The sequence below is a fragment of the Amycolatopsis lexingtonensis genome, from assembly GCF_014873755.1.
GTDB lineage: Bacteria > Actinomycetota > Actinomycetes > Mycobacteriales > Pseudonocardiaceae > Amycolatopsis > Amycolatopsis lexingtonensis.
The window spans coordinates 477,031-494,434 of record NZ_JADBEG010000001.1 but is presented as its reverse complement, the minus strand read 5'-3'; the positions used below and the strand labels follow the sequence as shown (position 1 = coordinate 494,434).

At 72.3% G+C, this 17,404-nt stretch carries 15 protein-coding genes; 6 read left to right on the top strand and 9 right to left on the bottom strand.

Going from position 1 to position 17,404, the window contains the following annotated elements; genetic code table 11:
- Positions 1 to 87 precede the first annotated feature (87 nt).
- The 3 genes from H4696_RS02320 (at position 88) to H4696_RS02310 (ending at position 3,010) form a co-directional block, all read left to right on the top strand.
- Entirely contained in the window at positions 88 to 1,659 is a 1,572-nt protein-coding gene (locus tag H4696_RS02320; RefSeq protein WP_338064962.1) for a glucuronyl esterase domain-containing protein, read from the top strand.
- A 92-nt stretch (positions 1,660 to 1,751) separates the two neighbouring features.
- Entirely contained in the window at positions 1,752 to 2,642 is an 891-nt protein-coding gene (locus tag H4696_RS02315; protein ID WP_086865081.1) for an SDR family oxidoreductase, read from the top strand.
- A gap of 11 nt (positions 2,643 to 2,653) precedes the next feature.
- Positions 2,654 to 3,010 (top strand): darcynin family protein, encoded by a 357-nt coding sequence (locus H4696_RS02310; protein ID WP_086865080.1) that lies wholly within the window; start codon positions 2,654 to 2,656, stop codon positions 3,008 to 3,010.
- Positions 3,011 to 3,055: 45 nt separating this feature from the next.
- On the opposite strand, the gene H4696_RS02305 is transcribed toward H4696_RS02310, so the two are convergent.
- The 7 genes from H4696_RS02305 to H4696_RS02275 all read right to left on the bottom strand — a co-directional run bounded on the left by H4696_RS02305 (position 3,056) and on the right by H4696_RS02275 (position 10,090).
- Positions 3,056 to 4,648 carry an MFS transporter gene (locus tag H4696_RS02305; protein WP_086865079.1) on the bottom strand — a complete coding sequence of 531 codons (1,593 nt, stop codon included), beginning with the start codon at positions 4,646 to 4,648 and terminating at the stop codon, positions 3,056 to 3,058.
- 159 nt (positions 4,649 to 4,807) lie between these two features.
- Positions 4,808 to 5,809, bottom strand: coding sequence for a proline racemase family protein (locus H4696_RS02300; RefSeq protein WP_192782015.1), 1,002 nt, complete (start codon positions 5,807 to 5,809; stop codon positions 4,808 to 4,810).
- Positions 5,810 to 6,721, bottom strand: a complete 912-nt coding sequence (locus H4696_RS02295) for a dihydrodipicolinate synthase family protein (RefSeq protein WP_086863984.1) — start codon at positions 6,719 to 6,721, stop codon at positions 5,810 to 5,812. It lies immediately after the preceding gene.
- Entirely contained in the window at positions 6,718 to 8,004 is a 1,287-nt protein-coding gene (locus tag H4696_RS02290; RefSeq protein WP_086863985.1) for an FAD/NAD(P)-dependent oxidoreductase, read from the bottom strand. The genes H4696_RS02295 and H4696_RS02290 overlap by 4 nt, the downstream gene beginning before the upstream one ends.
- Complete coding sequence (locus H4696_RS02285) at positions 8,001 to 8,249, bottom strand: (2Fe-2S)-binding protein (protein WP_211299794.1); 249 nt, start codon at positions 8,247 to 8,249, stop codon at positions 8,001 to 8,003. Before H4696_RS02285 ends, H4696_RS02290 begins: the two co-directional genes overlap by 4 nt.
- A 2-nt stretch (positions 8,250 to 8,251) precedes the next feature.
- Positions 8,252 to 9,418: an NAD(P)/FAD-dependent oxidoreductase gene (locus tag H4696_RS02280; RefSeq protein ID WP_086863987.1), complete on the bottom strand. Its 1,167-nt coding sequence runs from the start codon at positions 9,416 to 9,418 to the stop codon at positions 8,252 to 8,254.
- Positions 9,419 to 9,478: 60 nt separating this feature from the next.
- The gene (locus H4696_RS02275; RefSeq protein ID WP_086863988.1) at positions 9,479 to 10,090 is read right to left on the bottom strand and encodes a helix-turn-helix domain-containing protein; all 612 of its coding nucleotides are present in this window, start codon (positions 10,088 to 10,090) and stop codon (positions 9,479 to 9,481) included.
- Between the two features lie 82 nt (positions 10,091 to 10,172).
- Between H4696_RS02275 and H4696_RS02270 the strand changes: the two genes are divergently transcribed.
- Entirely contained in the window at positions 10,173 to 11,147 is a 975-nt protein-coding gene (locus H4696_RS02270) for a methyltransferase (RefSeq protein WP_420831552.1), read from the top strand.
- A 22-nt stretch (positions 11,148 to 11,169) separates the two neighbouring features.
- Here the strand turns inward: H4696_RS02270 and H4696_RS02265 are convergent, their stop codons facing one another.
- On the bottom strand, positions 11,170 to 11,466 hold the full coding sequence (locus H4696_RS02265) for a DUF1540 domain-containing protein (RefSeq protein ID WP_086863989.1): 297 nt from the start codon (positions 11,464 to 11,466) through the stop codon (positions 11,170 to 11,172).
- Between the two features lie 441 nt (positions 11,467 to 11,907).
- Here H4696_RS02265 and H4696_RS02260 point away from each other — a divergent pair, with 441 nt between their 5' ends.
- A complete protein-coding gene (locus tag H4696_RS02260; RefSeq protein ID WP_086863990.1) occupies positions 11,908 to 12,477 on the top strand; it encodes a CGNR zinc finger domain-containing protein in 570 nt (189 codons plus the stop codon).
- Positions 12,478 to 12,510: 33 nt separating this feature from the next.
- Positions 12,511 to 13,500, top strand: a complete 990-nt coding sequence (locus H4696_RS02255; protein ID WP_086863991.1) for a quinone oxidoreductase family protein — start codon at positions 12,511 to 12,513, stop codon at positions 13,498 to 13,500.
- Positions 13,501 to 13,504: 4 nt separating this feature from the next.
- On the opposite strand, the gene H4696_RS02250 is transcribed toward H4696_RS02255, so the two are convergent.
- A complete protein-coding gene (locus H4696_RS02250; RefSeq protein ID WP_086863992.1) occupies positions 13,505 to 17,374 on the bottom strand; it encodes a glycoside hydrolase family 2 TIM barrel-domain containing protein in 3,870 nt (1,289 codons plus the stop codon).
- Positions 17,375 to 17,404: the final 30 nt, after the last annotated feature.

The window sequence follows — 17,404 nt, the reverse complement described above, 5'->3', positions numbered from 1 at the left end:
ATTCCGAAAAGTTTCGAAATCCTTGACGTCGGAAACGAACCGGTTCTACCGTTTTCCCATTCGTTTCCCCCGGAAGGGAGAACCCCGGTGCGAGGTTCGCGGATCCGTCCTGCCCTCGTCCTGCTGGCGGCGACGGTGCTCGCCGTCGGCGGGATGGTCACCTTCGCTTCCGGGACCGCCGCGGCGGTCGAAGACGACGGCGCCGACTGCCCGGTCTCGCTGCCGGGCTCGTTCCCCTCGTCGGCGAAACTTCCCGATCCGTTCAAGAATATCGACGGCACGCGCATCACCGCGAAGTCCGAGTGGCGGTGCCGCCGCGCGGAGATCAAGAAGCTCGCGGAACGGTCGATCTACGGCGAAAAACCCGCCAAGCCATCGAGTGTCACCGGGACGGTTTCCGCCACCGGGATCACCGTGAACGTCAGCGAAAACGGGCGCAGCGCCACCTTTTCCGCCGGGGTCGAATTGCCCGGCGGATCCGGGCCGTTCCCCGCCGTCGTCGTGGTCGGCGGGTTCGGCGCGGACACCGCCACCATCAAGGCCGCCGGGGCCGCGGTCATCACCTACGACCCCCTCGCCGTCGGCAAGGAAGGCACCCCGCGCACCAACAAGCAAGGCGCCTTCTACAGCATCTACGGCTCCTCGAGCAGCACAGGGCTGCTGGCCGCCTGGGCGTGGGGCGTGAGCCGGATCATCGACGTCGTCGAGCAGTCCGGCGGCCAGGTCCTCAAGCCCGACGCGCTGGGCGTCACCGGGTGTTCGCGGTACGGGAAGGGCGCGTTCGCGGCCGGCGTCCTCGACCAGCGCGTCGCGCTGACCATGCCGATCGAGTCCGGGACCGCGGGCGTCCCGATCCTGCGCGGGATTCCCGGCGAAAGCGGGGCGCAGCCGCTGAGCAACGCCTATGGGGAACAGCCGTGGTTCGGCGACGCCTTCAGCGCCTACACCGGCAATCCGGCCGCGCTGCCGGTCGACACGCACGAACTGGTCGCGATGGTCGCGCCGCGCGGGCTGTTCATCATGGAGAACCCGCACATCGACTGGCTGGGCGCGCGCTCCGGCAGCGTCGCGGCGCTCGCCGGCGCGGAGGTCTACAAAGCACTCGGCGCCGGCGGCAACATCAGCTACTGGTCCGACGTCCAGGACGGCACGCACTGCGCGTCCCGGCCCGAGTGGCGCACCCCGCTGCAGCAGAACATCCAGAAGTTCCTGCTCAAGACCGGCAGCGCGGCAGGGACGTTCCGGGTCTCGGGCCTGAAGTCCGGGAACCTCGCCGACTGGCGCGACTGGACGACGCCCACGCTCGCCGACGGCCCGGGCACCACCACGCCGACCACGCCCACGACCCCGACCACCCCGACGACTCCGGCGGGTGGCACCTGCACCGCCGCGGTGTCGGTCAACCAGTGGACCGGCGGGTTCGTCACGACGGTCCGCGTCACCGCGGGCGCCACCCCGATCACCGGCTGGACGGTCACCGCGAACCTGCCCGCCGGCGCCGCGATCACGTCCGCGTGGAACGCCGGGCGCAGCGGCGACACCGGCACGGTCCGGTTCACGAACGCCACATTCAACGGCGCTCTCGCGCCGGGCCAGTCGACGGAGTTCGGCTACCAGGGCACCGGAACCGGCACCGGCACCACCGCAAGTTGCGCCTGACGCAAGTAGTGCTTGCCGAAGTTGCGTGGCACGAGCACCCCGGCGGCTCCTAACTTCGATCTCGACAGAGATTCCGAAGAAGGAGCAGCAGAATGCACGTGTTCGTCACCGGCGCGACCGGCTGGATCGGCTCGGCCGTCGTCGACGAGCTCCTCGGCGCCGGGCACGAGGTCACCGGCCTCGCCCGCTCGGACGCCGCCGCGCTCGCGCTCGGCAAGAAGGGGGCGCGGGTCCGGCGCGGCGACCTCGACGACCTCGCCGGGCTCCGCGACGGCGCCCTCGACGCCCAGGCCGTCGTCCACCTCGCCAACAAGCACGACTGGGGCAACCCGGCGGAGAGCAACCGCGCCGAGCGGGCCGCGGTCGAGACGCTCGCCGAAGCACTCGTGGGCACCGACCAGCCGTTCGCCCTCGCCGCCGGGCTCTCCGGCCTGGTGAAGGGACGGCCCGCGACGGAGGCCGACGTCTCCCCCGAGGTCGGGCCGGGCTCGCACCGCGGCGGGGCCGAGAACCTCGCCCTCGAGTACGCGGAGAAGGGCGTCCGGGTGCTGAGCGTCCGCTTCGCCCCGTCGGTGCACGGCCCCGGCGACCACGGGTTCCTCGCCGCGATCACGGCTGCCGCGCGCAAGCACGGCGTGTCGGCCTACCCCGGCGACGGCACCACGGCGTGGTCGGCGGTCGCCCGCCCGGACGCGGCCCGGCTCGTCCGGCTCGGCCTCGAAAGCGCCCCGGCCGGGACCAAGCTCCACGCGGTCGCGGAAGAAGCCGTGACAGCGCGCGAAATCGCCGAGGCGGTCGGGCACGCGCTCGACGTCCCGGTGGTCTCGCTGGCGCCCGAGAACGTCGCCGACCACTTCGGGTTCGTCGGCCGGTTCTTCGCGCTCGACATGACGGCGTCGAGCACCCGCACGCGCGAGCTGCTCGGCTGGACGCCGTCCGGACCGGGCCTGATCGCGGACATCGAAGCCGGCGCGTACGCCTGAAAGGGGAAGTCATGTCCTTCGAAGCCGAAGTCACCGCGTTCATGCTCGTGAAGACGACGCCCGAGTGGCTGGGTCTGTCGGTGGAGCAGCGGGTGCACGCGTTCGAGACCGAGATCCTGCCGGTCGTCAAGGAGAAAGCGAAGGGGGTGCGGTCGCGGTTCTTCGACACCGAGTTCTACTCCGCGCGCGTCACCGACGTCTGGGTGTGGGAGGCCGCCGACCACCAGTCCTACCAGCTCGTGATCGAGGCCCTGCGCGAAACCCCGTTCTGGGACCGGTACTTCGAGATCACCGAGATCCTGGTCGGGGTGGAGAACGGCTACGCGAAGAACTACGGCATGAACACCTTCGCCACCGTCGACCTCTAGAAAGCCGGGATCGCCGGGGGCGGAAGCGCCCCCGGCGATCGCGGGTCAGGCGGCCTCGTCGGCCTCCACCGGTTCCGGCGTGATGTCGGCGTCAGCCGGCGCGGCCGCTTGGCCGTCCATGCCGACGTTGCGGAACAGGACCAGCGCGAGCGTCGCGAGCAGCGCGATGAGGATCGCGCAGACCAGCGCCGCGACGGCGAACCCGCTCGTGAACGCCTCGCGAACCGACGTGAGCAGCGTGCTGCCGGCCTGGCCGGACAGGCTCTGCGCGGCGGCCGTGCCCTCGGCGATCCCGCCGTTGGCCGCGGTGGCGACGTCCGACGGCACCCCGGCCGGCACCTCGATCTGCCCGCGGTAGGCGGCCGTGGCGATGCTGCCGAACAGCGCGATCCCGAGCGCGATGCCGAGTTCGTTGCTGGTCTGCGAGATCGCGCCGGCCGCGCCCGCCTTCTCCGGCGGGGCCGAGCCGATCACCAGGTTGATGCCGAGCACCACCATCGGGGAGAGCCCGCCGGTCGCGAGGACCGTGCCGATCACCGTGACCGGCAGCCCGTTCGTCACCGGAACCTGGGTGAGCAGCAGGAAACCGGCGGCGGAGATCGCCATCCCCACGGCGATGACGAACGCCGGGCGGAACCGCTGCGCCAGCGGCGGCGCCACCATGTACCCGACCATCATCGCGACGGTGTACGGGATCAGCCACAGGCCGGAGTTCAGCGGCGTCAGGCCGAGCACCAGCTGCAGGTACTGGTTGAACAGCAGCAGGATGCCGCTGATCGTGGACCCGCCGAGCAGCAGGATGCCGAGCGCGCCGCTGAAGGCGGGCCGGCCGAGCAGCCGGATGTCCAGCAGCGGGTCGGCGAGCCGGCGCTGACGGCGGACGAACGCCGTGCCGAAGAGCAGCCCGATCACCAGGACCACGGTCGGCACGAGCACCGACTCGCCGCGGGCCAGTTCCTTGAGGCCGTAGATGACCGGCAGGACCGCGGCCAGCGACAGCGCGGCGCTGATCAGGTCCAGCCTGCCGCCCGACTGGCCGCGTTCGGATTCCGGCAGCAGCAGCGGCGCGGCGATCAGCAGCAGCACCATCACCGGCAGGCCGAGCAGGAACACCGAGCCCCACCAGAACGCCGACAGCATCACGCCGCCGACGAGCGGGCCGATCGCCAGGCCGACCATGAAGCAGCTCGTCCAGATGCTGAGCGCGGTGCCGCGCTGCTTCGCATCACGGAACATGTTGCTGATCAACGCCATTTCGGTGGGGACCAAAGTGGACCCGGCGATCCCCAGCGCCGCCCGCGCGAGGATCAGCATCGTCGCGCTGGTCGAGAACGCGGCCACCGCCGAGGCGGCGCTGAACAGCGTCGCACCGATCATCAGCAGCTTCCGGTGCCCGATGCGGTCGCCGAGATTCCCCATGGTGACGAGGAGGCCGGCGATGGTGAAGCCGTAGATGTCGATGATCCACAGCATTTGTGAACTGCTGGGATGCAAATCCGCGGTCACGTGCGGAATCGCCAGCAGCAATACGCTCATGTCCAGCGCCAGCAGCAGGGTCGGGAGGGTGAGGACGGCCAGGCCGACCCACTCCCGCCTGCCCGCCCGCTCACCGGAGTGGGTCGAGCTGTTCGTTGTCATGAGAAGCCCTTCATGCGTCCGGCATATACCGTCAACCCTCGACCGGTTCGGCGGTGCGGGCATCCTTGAAAATGCGAACTTGGGGCTTCTTTGCGGCGCTGTGGCTGTTTCGACACTATCTTCGTAATTCAGTGCGCCGATGTCGAATCGACCTGGGACTCAGAGCACGAAACCCGCCGGGAACGGGTCCGACGGGTCCAGCAGGTAGGTGGCCGTGCCGGTGATCCACGCCCGGCCCGAGAACTCCGGGATCACCGCCGGCACCCCGCCCACCTCGGTCTCCCCCACCAGCTCGCCGGTGAACGTCGTGCCGATGAACGAGCTGTTCTCGAACGGCGTGTGCAGCGGGAGCTCGCCGCGCGCGTGCAGCTGCGCCATCCGGGCGGACGTGCCGGTGCCGCACGGCGAGCGGTCGAACCAGCCCGGGTGGATGGCCATCGCGTTGCGCGACGCCCGCGCGTCCGAGCCCGGTGCGAGGAACTGGACGTGCTTGCAGCCGCCGATCAGCGGGTCCTCGGGGTGCTTCGGGGGCCGCTGCTCGTTGATCGCGGCCATGATGTCCAGGCCTGCACCCAGGATCCGGTCCTTCTCCGCCCGGTCGAACGGGATGTCCACTTGGGACAGCTCGAGGATGGCGTAGAAGTTCCCGCCGTAGGCGAGGTCGTAGCGGACATCGCCGAAGCCCGGCACGGACACCACGGCGTCGCGCTCGGCGAGGAACGACGGGACGTTGCGCAGCTTGACCCGTTCGGCGCGCCCGTCGCGGACGGAGACCTCGGCGTGCACCAGCCCGGCCGGGGTGTCCAGGCGGACCACGGTCACCGGCTCGGTCACCTCGACCATGCCGGTCTCCACCAGCACCGTCGCGACGCCGATCGTGCCGTGGCCGCACATCGGCAGGCAGCCCGACACCTCGATGTACACCACGCCCCAGTCGGCGTCGGCGCGGCAGGGCGGCTGCAGGATCGCGCCGCTCATCGCGGAGTGGCCGCGCGGCTCGTGCATCAGGAACTGCCGGATGTGGTCCAGCTCGGCCATGAAGTACCGCCGCCGCTCGGCCATCGTGGCGCCGGGGATCGGGGCGACACCACCGGTCACCACCCGCGTCGGCATGCCTTCGGTGTGCGAGTCGACCGCCGTGATCGCGCGCGAAGACCGCATCTACGCCACCCCCAGCGCGGCCAGCGCGCGGCCCATGTCGGCGCGGACCTGCTCGCGGTGGACGTCCGAGAGCGGCCCCCGCGGTGGTCGGCACGGTCCGCCGCGGCGCCCGACCAGGTCCATCCCGAGCTTGATGGCCTGCACGAACTCGGTGCGCGAGTCCCAGCGGAACGCGGCCACCAGCGGCTCGTACAGCGCCCGCGCTTCGTCGAGCTTGCCCGCGGTGGCGAGTTCGAACAGGCGGACCGACTCGGCCGGGAAGACGTTGGGGAACCCGGCGAACCAGCCGGTGGCGCCCATCAGCAGGCTCTCCAGGACGACGTCGTCGGCGCCGCCGATCACCGCCAGTTCCGGCGCGCGCTCGCGGATTTCCAGCACGCGCCGGACGTCGCCGGAGAACTCCTTGACCGCCACGACGTTGTCGATCCGCGCGATCTCGGCCAGCAGGTCCGGCGTGAGGTCGACCTTCGTGTCGAAGGGGTTGTTGTAGACCATCACCGGCAGCCCAACCGAGGCGACGGCTTCGAAGTGGGCGAGCACCTCGCCGCGGTTGGCGCGGTAGAGCGTCGGCGGCAGGCACAGCACCCCGTCCGCGCCGTCCTCGGCCGCCACCTCGGCCCAGTGCCGGGCCTGGTGCGCGCCGGGGCCGTGCACGCCGACGACGACGATCCCGTCCTCGCCGACGGCCTCGATCGCGGTACGCGCGACGCGGCGCCGTTCTTCGTCGGTGAGGGAGGAGTACTCGCCGAGCGACCCGTTCGGGCCGACCCCGCGGCAGCCGCTGTCGACCAGCCACCGGCAGTGCTCGGCGTAGGCGTCGTAGTCGACGGCCAGCCCGGCGGGGGCGCGGTCGTCCTCCCGGTACGGCAGGGCGGCGGCGACGACCACGCCCCCCAGATCGCGGGTGCTCATACGTCGTTCTCCTTAACGTCGGCGAGCTCGCCCAGGCGGATCGGCTGGGCGATCGGACGGTGGTGGCGCTCGGCGGTGCCGCACAGCGCGCTGACGGCGGCGCCGCACATCCGGCCCTGGCAGGGGCCGAGGCCGGCACGGGTGCCGAGCTTGAGCGCGTGCGGGCCGGGTGCGGCCGGGTCGCGGGCCGCGCGCGTCAGTTCGCCGGCGGTCGTTTCCTCGCACCGGCAGACGATCGTGTCCTCGCGCAGCCAGCCCGGCCACGCCGCGCCGATCGGGTGGGCGGCGGCCAGCCGGGCGGCGAACGCCCGCGTGCGGTCCCGCTCGCGCAGCAGCGCGCGGTCGGGTACGCCCCCGGCCGCGGTGCACCCGGCGACCGCGCCTTCGGCCGCCGCGGCGTCCGCGCCGCCGATGCCGGTCAGCTCCCCCGCGGCGAACACCCCGGGGACGCTCGTGCCCTGGTCCGCGCCGACGCGGACGAAGCCGCCGTCGAGCGCGCACCCGGCCGCGACGGCCAGTTCCGGCTGCGGCGCGAACCCGTGCCCGATGCAGACGGCGTCGACCTCGTAGGTCCGTTCCGTGCCGGGCACGACCGACCAGTCCGCGCGGAGGCGGGCGGTCACCACCTCCCGCACGCGGTCGTCCCCGCGCGCTTCGACGACCGTCCGGCCCAGGTGGTACGGCACCCGGTGGCGGGCCAGCGCGACCGCGTACCGCGCGAGTTCCCCCGCCTTGCGCGCGTCCCGCCACGACCATCCTTTCCGGACGGTCGACGCCGGGTTCGCTTCCAGGACGGCGAGAACGTCGGCTCCGACGGCCAGGAGCGACTCGGCGACCGGCAGCAGGAACGGCCCGGCCCCGGCCACGAGCACCCGGTTGCCGACAGCGACCCGGTCGCCCTTGGCCAGTGCCTGCGCGGCACCCGCGGTGAAGACGCCGGGCAGCTGCCAGCCGGGGAACGGCAGCGTGCGGTCGTGCGCGCCGGTGGCGAGGACCAGCGCGTCGGGCTCGAGGACGTGCCGCTGCCGCCCGGCCCCGTCGGCCGGGCCGCGCAGGACGTGCAAACGTTTGCCATCGACCGCCCACACCGTGCTTTCCGGCCACCACGAGCACCGGCTCAGCAGCGCTTCGAAGCCGTGTGGCGCCCCCGGCGGCTTCCGGTGGTACTGCCCGCCCGGTGCGTCGGACTGGTCCAGGAGCGTGACGTCGGCCCCGGCGCGCACGGCGTGTTCGGCGGCCGCGAGCCCGGCGGGCCCGGCACCGACGACGACCACCCGCGTCATGCGTCCTCCCGGGACTGGGTCAGGATTTCGTCGCCGTCGGCGGCGCGGCGGCGGCAGGCGCGAACGTCGGGCACGCCGTTCACGGTCAGCAGGCAGTCGAAGCAGGCACCGATCCCGCAGAACACGCCGCGCGGCGCGCCGGACCGCGTGGTGCGCCACGACTTCCGCCCGGCCGCCAGCAGCACGCCGGCCACGGTCTGGCCGTCGAGCCCGGCCACCGGTTCGCCGTCGACGGTGATTTCGATGGTCACGCGACCACCGCCGGACGGTCCACAGTGAATTCTTCGACCGGCATCGACGGTGTCTCCCCGGTGAGCAGCTCGCGCAGCAGCCGCGCGGTGCCGACGCTGAGGCCGATGCCCGCGCCTTCGTGTCCCGTCGCGTGCCAGAGGTTTCCCAGCCGGGGGTCCGCGCCCAGCACCGGGAGGTGATCGTCCACGTAGGGCCGGAAGCCGCCGTAGGCCCGCATCACCGCCGCGTCGGCGAGCGCGGGGAACAGCCGGACGGCCTTGGCCGCGATGCCGCCGAGCACTTCCGGCCGGATCGCGTCGTCGAAGCCCACGCGGCGGCGCGACGAGCCGATCAGCACGGTGCCGCCGCGCGTCGACTCGACCACCGCGGAGGTCTGCAGGTCGCCGCTGCCGGTGCCGACCGCCCCGACGTAGTCGGCGTCGTAGACCTTGTGCCGCACCACGCCGGGCATCGGGGTGGTCACCAGCACTTCCCCGCGGCGCGGCCGGACGGCGATCGGGGCGCCGAGCCGCGCCGACACCTCGCCGGCCCACGGGCCCGCCGCGTTCACGACGACGTCCGCGTCGAGGACTTCGCCGGGCACCCGGACCCCGGTCAGCCGGCCGCCTTCGACGCGGGCGCCGGTGACCTCGGTGTCCGCTCGCAGCCGGGCGCCGTGGGCGAGCGCCGAGCCCAGCAGGGCCAGCGCGGCGCCGGCCGGCTGCACCTGGGCGTCTTCCGGGTAGCGGACGGCGGCGGTCACCTCGCGGGTGAGCGCCGGTTCGGCCGCCGCGACGTCGGCCGGCGACAGCCGCTCGGTGCGCACCCCGGCGGCGGCCTGCGCCTCGGCGAACGCGGTGAGCGCGCGGGCGCCGGCCTCGGTGGTCGCGACGACGATGCCGCCCTTGGGGTCGAACTCCACCGCGGCCGCCGCACCGGGGTCTTCACCGGCGAGTTCTTCGACGAGCCGCGGCCACAACCGGTTCGACAGCTGGGCGAGCACGAGCTCCGCACCCGGTCCCTTGTCCGAGACGAGGAGGTTGCCTTCGCCGTGGGAGGTGGTGCCGCCCGCGGGCCGGCCGCGGTCGACGACGAGGACGTCGAAGCCGGCCAGCCGGAGTTCCCTGGCACAGGCCGCGCCGACGATCCCGGCGCCGATCACCACCACCCGCGTTCGGTTCATCGACCCTCCAGCGTTCGGTATAGCGAACGATCGGAGCGTAAATCCGCGGTCGGAGGAGTGTCAATCCCGCAGCACGGGGTGCGGGCGGCCGTCGAGCCGCTCGTCCGCGCGGTATTGCAGGAGCAGCACCGAGTGCACCGGGGCCGCCAGCGCGGTGTAGCTGTGCGGCTCGCGGGCGTCGAACGCCACGTAGTCGCCCGGCCCGAGGTCGACGACGCGGCCGGCCACCTCGACCCGCAGCTCGCCGGTCTGGACGACGGTGTGCTCGACGCCGACGTGGCCCTGCGAGCGTTGCGGCGCGTCGCCCCGCACGACCTGGTCGTAGACCTCGAAGACGCTGCTGTCGGCCTCGATCCGGCGTAGCGGCCGCAGGTCGACGCCCTCGCCGCGCAGCACCTCGACGTCGGCTCCGCGCACGACGGTCAGCCCGCCGCGCGGCCGGTGGTCGAGCAGGTCGGAGATCGCCACCTCAAGGGCGCGAGACAGGCTGAATACCGTTTCGATGGTCGGGTTGCCGGTGCCGGCTTCGAGCTGCGAGAGCGTCGCCTTGCCGATGCCCGAGCGCCGGGACAGCTCGGACAGCGACAGCTCGCGCGAGGCACGGGCCGCCCGCAGATTCACCGCGAGCATGTCCCGGATCGACGGGTCGCCGCCGTTCGGTAAAGCGTCCATTCGCACCGCCCTCCGTTCGGTTCGCCGATCGGGCCACGTCATGATGCCACGCGCTAACCTCGAGCCGGTGAACATCCTCGCGATGGCCGGCCTGGCCACCCCCATGGCGATCCGGGTGGCCGCGACGCTCAGCCTGGCCGAGCACGCGGGCGACACGGGCGCGACCGCGGAGCAGCTCGCCACCGAAACCGGCGCCTCCGCGCCGGCCCTGGAGTGCCTGCTCGACCACTTGGTGGCGGTCGGCGTCTTCGAAGTGACGTCGGGGCGGTACCGGCCCACCGAACTCGGCGCCCAGCTGCGGGAAGACGCGCCGGAAGGCGTGAAGCCGCTGCTCGACATCGGCTGCGCGGGCGGGCGCGCCGAACTCGCGTTCGCGGACCTGCTGGGGACGATCACCACCGGCGAGCCCGCGTACGTCCAGCGCTACGGCCGGGACTTCTGGGCGGACATCGACGCCGAGCCGGCCCTGCGGCGCTCGTTCGACGCCCAGATGCGCTGGCGCTTCCAGGTGCAGGCCCCGCAGATCGCCGAGCGCTTCGACTGGGGCCGCTTCCCCCGGATCCTCGACGTCGGCGGCGGGGAGGGCACGCTGCTCGAAGCGATCCTGCGGGCCCACCCCGGCGTCCGCGGCGAGGTGCTGGACCTGGCGCCGTCGGCCACCGCCGCGGCGGCCCGGTTCGCGGCCGCCGGGCTCTCGGACCGCGCCGGCGCGGTGTCCGGCAGCTTCTTCGACCCGCTGCCCACCGGCGCGGACGCCTACCTGCTGTCGGACATCCTGCACGACTGGGACGACGACGGGGCCCGCCGCATCCTGGCGGTCTGCCGCCGGGCGGCCACCCCGGACGCCACCGTGGTGGCCGTCGAGCCGGTGCGCGACCAGGGCGTGGACACGGCGATCGACCTGTTCATGCTGATGTGCTTCGGCGGTCGCGAACGGACGGTCGCGGACCTCACCGCACTGGCCGCCGAAAGCGGTCTCACGCTGCGCGCCGCGACCCCGGTGTCGGACGGCCGGACGGCGCTGGAATTCGTCCCCACCGGAGGGGACTCCCCCTGAGCGCTCCCTCCGGCGGGATCCGCTACCGCTCGTAGGTCAGGCAGTTCGCCGTGTGCCCACCCTCGCCGGCCCCGACGCGGACGCTGGGCGCGGTGCACTCCAGGGCCGAGTTGTGCCGGCAGTCCGCGCGGGAGCACGCGCCGACCTGCGCGACGACGCGGTCCAGGCCACCCTTCGTGTTCAGCGGGACGAACGTGCCGCAGTCGGCGGACCCGTTGTCACCGCCGACGGTGATGGCGAACGCGTGGCACCCGTCGTGGTTGTAGGAACAACCGCTGACGGTGCATTCGTGCACGGCGGGCATTTCGGTGGTGGTCATGCGAGCTCCTGGTTCCGTGGTGGGAAAACAGTCGGTCCCCCGACGCTCCCACCGGGAACCGGGGCCCGCAATTCGCGGGACCAGGCATTACCCGGTCGGGGAACCCCCGCGCGGCGCGGGAGGACGCCGGCTCTCCGGCCGTCCGAAGTGGAACGACGCGCCGCCCCGGCCCGAGCCCACCGGCCCTGGCCGTGGCGAGCGGCGCCGCGCGGACCTGCGATGTCTTGAATGAGTCATTCAGGACATCCGAAGACCTGAATGAGTCATTCAAGACGTTGGCGACGCCGCTGCGGAGCGAGCTGCCCCAACTTTGCCGGGCCCTTGAGCACCGCGCCGATGAGCACGAAGCTCAGCAGGAACCGCGCCCGCTCGAAGACGCGACCGTCGTGACCTCGCTCACAGAGTGCCGCACGAAACAGCCTAACGCGTCATGCTTATTTCATGACCTGGCTCGCGACCACCCGCTACGGCCTCTCGCCCGCCCCGGGCGGCCTGGGGTTCGTGCAGGACCTGCTCAACACCCGGTCCGCCGGCCGTCCCCGTCAGCCCGACCTGCTCGCCGACGTCGCATCGGCGCAGGACTGGGCTACCGGGGCCCTGGCGGCATGGACCGAAGAGACCGGTCAGGACGTGCCCGCGGTCGCGCTCGACGAGGCGGATCTCGACCCGCTTCGCGACCTCCGCGTCGACCTCCACGCCCATGTCACCCAGGCGACCGGACCGGAACACCAAGCCGGAGTGGTGCTCCGCCTCGGCCCGGACGGCCGGGTCCGGCCGGAGCCCCGCGGCACCGGCTGGCGGGCCCTTTCGTCGCTCGCCTTGATCGCGATCGCGGAGGCCCAGGCCGCCGACACGTGGCGCCGGCTCAAGGCCTGCCGCAACCCCCGGTGCGAAGCCGCGTTCTTCGACCGCTCGCGCAACAACAGCGGCACCTGGCACGACGTGCGCGTCTGCGGCAACCCGGCCAACCTGCGGGCCTACCGCGCCCGGCAGCGTTCCGAACAGAACTGAAACAGAAACATCTCTTTCGATAGGACTCCCCCCATGCGCGCGATCCAGTACAACGAGTTCGGTGACTACGACGTTCTCAGCAGCGTCGACGTCCCCACCCCGGTCCCAGCCGACGGACAGGCCCTCGTCCGGCTCACCCTGGCGGGCGTGAACCCGCTGGACGACACCGTCCGCCGCGGCAAGCTCCCCGCGGCCGCCGTCCGGCCGCTGCCGATCCGGCCCGGCGGGTTCGGCGTCGGCGTCCTCACCGAACCCGGCGCCACCGCGCTGCCGGCCGGGACCCGCGTCGTGCTCAGCGGCGGCCGGTACGGCGTGGGCGCCGACGGCACCTGGGCCGAATACATCGCCGTCGACCCGCGGCACGTCCTGCCCATCCCGGACGACGTCGACGACACCGCCGCGGCCGCGCTCACCGCCGCCACCGGGCACCTCACGGCGTACCTGGCGCTCACCGAGCTCGCCGGGTTCCGGCCCGGGCAGTCCGTGCTCGCGCCCGGCGTCGGCGGCGGCGTCGGGCAAGGCGGCGTCGAGATCGCCCGGGTGCTCGGCGCCGGCGCGGCGATCACCACCGCCACCACCACCGCGAAGGCCGAGCGCGGCCGCGCGCTCGGGTTCGAGGTGATCGACCTGTCCACCGAGTCCCTGCGCGACGGGGTGCACCGGCTGACCAGCGGCCGCGGCGTCGACGTCGTCCTCGACGGGGTCGGCGGTCCCGTGACCGGTGCGGCGCTGGGCGCGCTGGCCGTGGACGGCACCCTGGTCAGCATCGGCTACACGGCGAGCACCCGCACCGAAATCGACGTCACCGACCTCATCTGGAAGAACGCCCACATCCACGGCTTCCGGTTCGCCCTGTTCAGCCCGGAGCAGATCAACGCGGCGAACACGCGCCTGCTCGAACTGGTCGCCCGCAAGGAGATCACGCCGCTGGTCGACCGCGTGTTCCCGCTGGAGGAGGCCGCGCAGGCGCAACGCCACCTCGCCGAGGGCAGCCCGTTCGGCCGCGTCCTCCTGGCCATCTAGCCCCTCACGACGAAGCTGTCGGCCGCCGGAACAGCTCCATCGCCTGATCCCGTCGCGCGAGCGGACGCAAGCGGTACGCGTAGTGGTAGTCCCGGTCGGCGAACAGCTTGTACTCGTCGTGCGTCTGCGCACCCCAGCTGTCGTCGCCGCCGACACCCATCTGGCGGTGGTTCACGCGGAGCACGATGTCCTCCCGCGGCGTCAGCTGGTAGTCGTGCAGGGCGCCGCTCGACAGGTCCTCCGGGGTGAAATGCGACGCGTTGACCTCCAGCAGCGGCTCCCCGGTGACCAGGAGGCCGGCGCCGCGCTTGTCGGTCAGCGCGACCCAGCGCACGTCGGTCTTGTTGCCGTTCTCCTGCGGGCGGATGTAGCCGGTCCACTGCCCCGCCACCGTCGAGGAGTACAGCCCGACGTCGGAGCCGGTGTTGCGGTCCCAGTGGTTCTCTTCGGGGCCCCGGCCGTAGTAGTCCAGCCGGTCGAAAGCGCCGGGCACGAACAGGATGGTGCCGACTTCGGGCAGGTACGGCAGCGAAGACGAGCCGGGGTGCACGTCGTGGCCCACGAGGATCTCGCCGTGGCCGAACACCGTGTACGTCGTGGTGTAGGTGGACGCGACCGCGGTCGGCAGGGTGCCGCGCACCGTCACGACCACCGCCCGGCCCGCCTGCACCGAGACGTCCGTGACCTGCCGGTCGGCACCCGCGTAGCGCCAGGTCGCGGTGCGGCTCGGCTGGCCGTTGCCGATGTCGTTGTCGGTCGGCGCGCGCCAGAAGTTCGGCACCGGCCCGGACGTCACGAGCCGGACGCCGTGGGCCTCGTACGCCGTGATCAGGCCGGCGTCCTTGGCGATCGACACGCGGAACCCGGCACCGGTGATTTCGACGCTCCGGCCGGTCTCGCGCACGGCCGCCGCGGGTACCTGCGCGAGCGGGACCGGCGCGACGGCGGGACTGCCGAAGTCGACCGGAAGCTGCTGCTTCGCCACCTCGAACCCGCGGTCGGCCCACGCCGTGGGTGTCCTGGTGGTGAAGGAAAAGCGGACGAAGTACTCCCCGGCCGGACGGTCGGGCCGGCGCAACGGCAGGGTGATCGTCCGGCTCGACCGCGGCGGTACGTCGAGCTGTGCGCCGGAGAGCCGCCCCCGCTGCACGACCTGGCCGTCGTTCACCAGTTCCCAAGCGCCCTCGTACGCATTGACGTTGGTGAACAGGTTTTCGTTGGTGATCGTGAACCGGCCGGCGCCTCCCGAGACGACGATCGTCTGGTAGACGTGCTTGACCTCGACGGCTTTCCCGCTGATCCGCCGGTCGGCGGTGACGATGCCGTTGGCGCAGAAGTTGCCGTCGTTGGGGTTGTCGCCCCAGTCGCCGCCATAGGAAAGGTAAGTCCGCGAGGGGGGCTGCTTTTCGGCGTAGCCCGCGGTGGCGGCGTCGAACCAGAACCGGACCGCCGGGTCGTGCGGTGTCCGATCGGCGGCGAGTTCCGCGGCGCCGAGCGCCCGGGCGTAGACCCGCGCGATCCGGATGTGCCCGCTGAACACCCGCTCCGGATTCTCGTAGTCGGTACCGAGGGCGAGCTGGGCGGTGGTGCTGTCCGGGACGCGGTCGGTGTCCGTGTGCGCCACGGCGTTGCCGTCGAGGTAGAGCGTCAACGTCTTCGCGTCGTGGTCGAGCACGCCGGCGACGTGGTGCTCCCGCCCCACCCAGTCCGCGGGCAGCGGCGCGGCGGCCGCGATCCACGTCCCGGAGTACACGAAGAACTCGAGGTTGCTTTCGCTCTGCTTCACCGCGAACTGGTGATCGCCCTTGGCGATGATCGGCTGGTGGCCGCCCACCGCGGCAGCGGTGACCCAGGCTTCGAGCGTCAGCGAACCGGTCAGGTCGAGGCTCCGCGCGGGCGGGAAGACCGCCGCCCCGGCCAAGCCGTGGCCGGCGTCGAACGTCGCGGCGGGCGCGAGTTCCGCGGTGAGGGCGGCGGGGCCGGTCTCCGTGAGCAGCTTGCGCTTCGGGGTGGGCCAGGACAGCCCCTGGTCGACGAAGTCCCAGATGAACCCGCCCTGCAGCACCGGGTGCGCGCGGATGACGTCCCAGAACTCCTTGAAGTTCCCGGTCGAGTTCCCCATCGAGTGCGCGTATTCGATCATGACGTAGGGCCGGGTGTCGGCCGGGTCGAGCGCGCGCTGTTCGAGCGCGGCCGGGGTCGGGTACATCTGCGACCGGATGTCGCTGACGCCCGGCCGGTCGTCGCCCTCGTACTGGATCACCCGCGTCGTGTCGTACGAACGGATCCAGTCGTGCATCGCGGTGAAGTTGCTGCCCGAGCCCGCCTCGTTGCCGAGCGACCAGATGACGACGCTCGGGTGGTTCTTGTCGCGGTGCACCATCGCCTCGGCCCGGGCCAGCACCGCGCCCGTCCACTCCGGATTCGAGCCCGGGAACCGGTCGCGGACGCCGTGCGTCTCCAGGTTGGCTTCGTCCACGAGGTACAGGCCGTACTCGTCGGCCAGCTCGTACCAGGCGGGATCGTTGGGGTAGTGGGACGTGCGGACGGCGTTGATGTTGAGGCGCTTGATCAGGCGGATGTCCTCGACGAGGTCGGCGCGGGTGAGCGCGCCACCCCGGGCCGGGTGCGCTTCGTGCCGGTTGGTGCCGCGCAGGCTGACCGGCTGCCCGTTGATCCGCATCAGCCCGCCGGTGAGCGCGAACTCGCGGAAGCCGACGCGTGCGGAGAGCGTTTCGATCGGCTTGCCGGACGGATCGCGCAGCACGAGGACGGCGGTGTAGAGGTTCGGCTGTTCCGCCGACCAGAGTTTCGGGCCGCGGACGGCCTGCGCCGCTTGCACGGTGACGTCCTGCCCGGCAGGGGCCGAGCCGAGCGCGACGGCCTGGCGCAACGGCTGCGGCCACACCGGTCGCCGGTTCGCGTCGTACAGCTGGGTTTCCACCGTGTAGGTGCCGGTGTCCGCACCGCCGTAGTTGCGGACGCTCGCGGTCACGGCGAGGTCGGCGTTCGTGTAGCCGTCGCGCAGCCGCGGGTCGAGCCGGAAGTCGCGCAGGTGCACGACCGGCGTGGAGAACAGGTGGACGGACCGGAAGATGCCGGACAGCCGGATCATGTCCTGGTCTTCCAGCCAGTCGCCGTCCGGGAAGCGGTAGACCTCCACGGCGAGCTGGTTGACGCCCGGCCGGAGGTGGTCGGTGATGTCGAACTCCCCCGGCGTGCGCGAATCCTCCCGGTAGCCCAGCAGCGTGCCGTTGACCCACACGTAGAACGCCGACTTCACGCCGGCGAAGTGCAGGAACGTGCGCCGGCCCGACCACGCGGCCGGGACCTGGAATGTCCGCCGGTACTGGCCGACCGGGTTGAACTTCGTCGGGGCGAACGGCGGCTGGGCGTTCTCGTTCTGCCCGTTGGCACCCCACCACGGGTAGGTGATGTTGACGTAGATCGGGAAGTCGTAACCGTGCAGCTGCCAGTTCGACGGAACCGGGATGGTGGCCCAGGAGCTGTCGTCGGCGTTGTCGCGGTAGAACTCCGGATCCCGCAGATCGGGCCGGTCGGCGTGCCGGAACTTCCAGTCGCCGTCCAGGCTCTGCCGGTACGGCGAGCGGGTGCGGTCACCGTCCAGCGCCTGGCCGAGGTCGCCGTAGGGCATGAGCGTGGCGTGCGGCGGCTCGCTGCCGACGTCGAAGATCCCGATGTTGGCGTTCCACTCGGGGAACCCGTTGGGCGGCGGGGCCCACTCCCGCGTGGCGGCCGCGGCGGGGCACGCGAGCGAGGAAAGCGTGGCGGGTAGGGCGAGCGTACTCAGGAGCGCGGCCCCGCCGCTCAGGAAAGTGCGGCGGCTGAGCGCGCCGGGGTGTTCGTGCGACATCGGGCACCACCTCGTCCTTCGGCGTCGGAA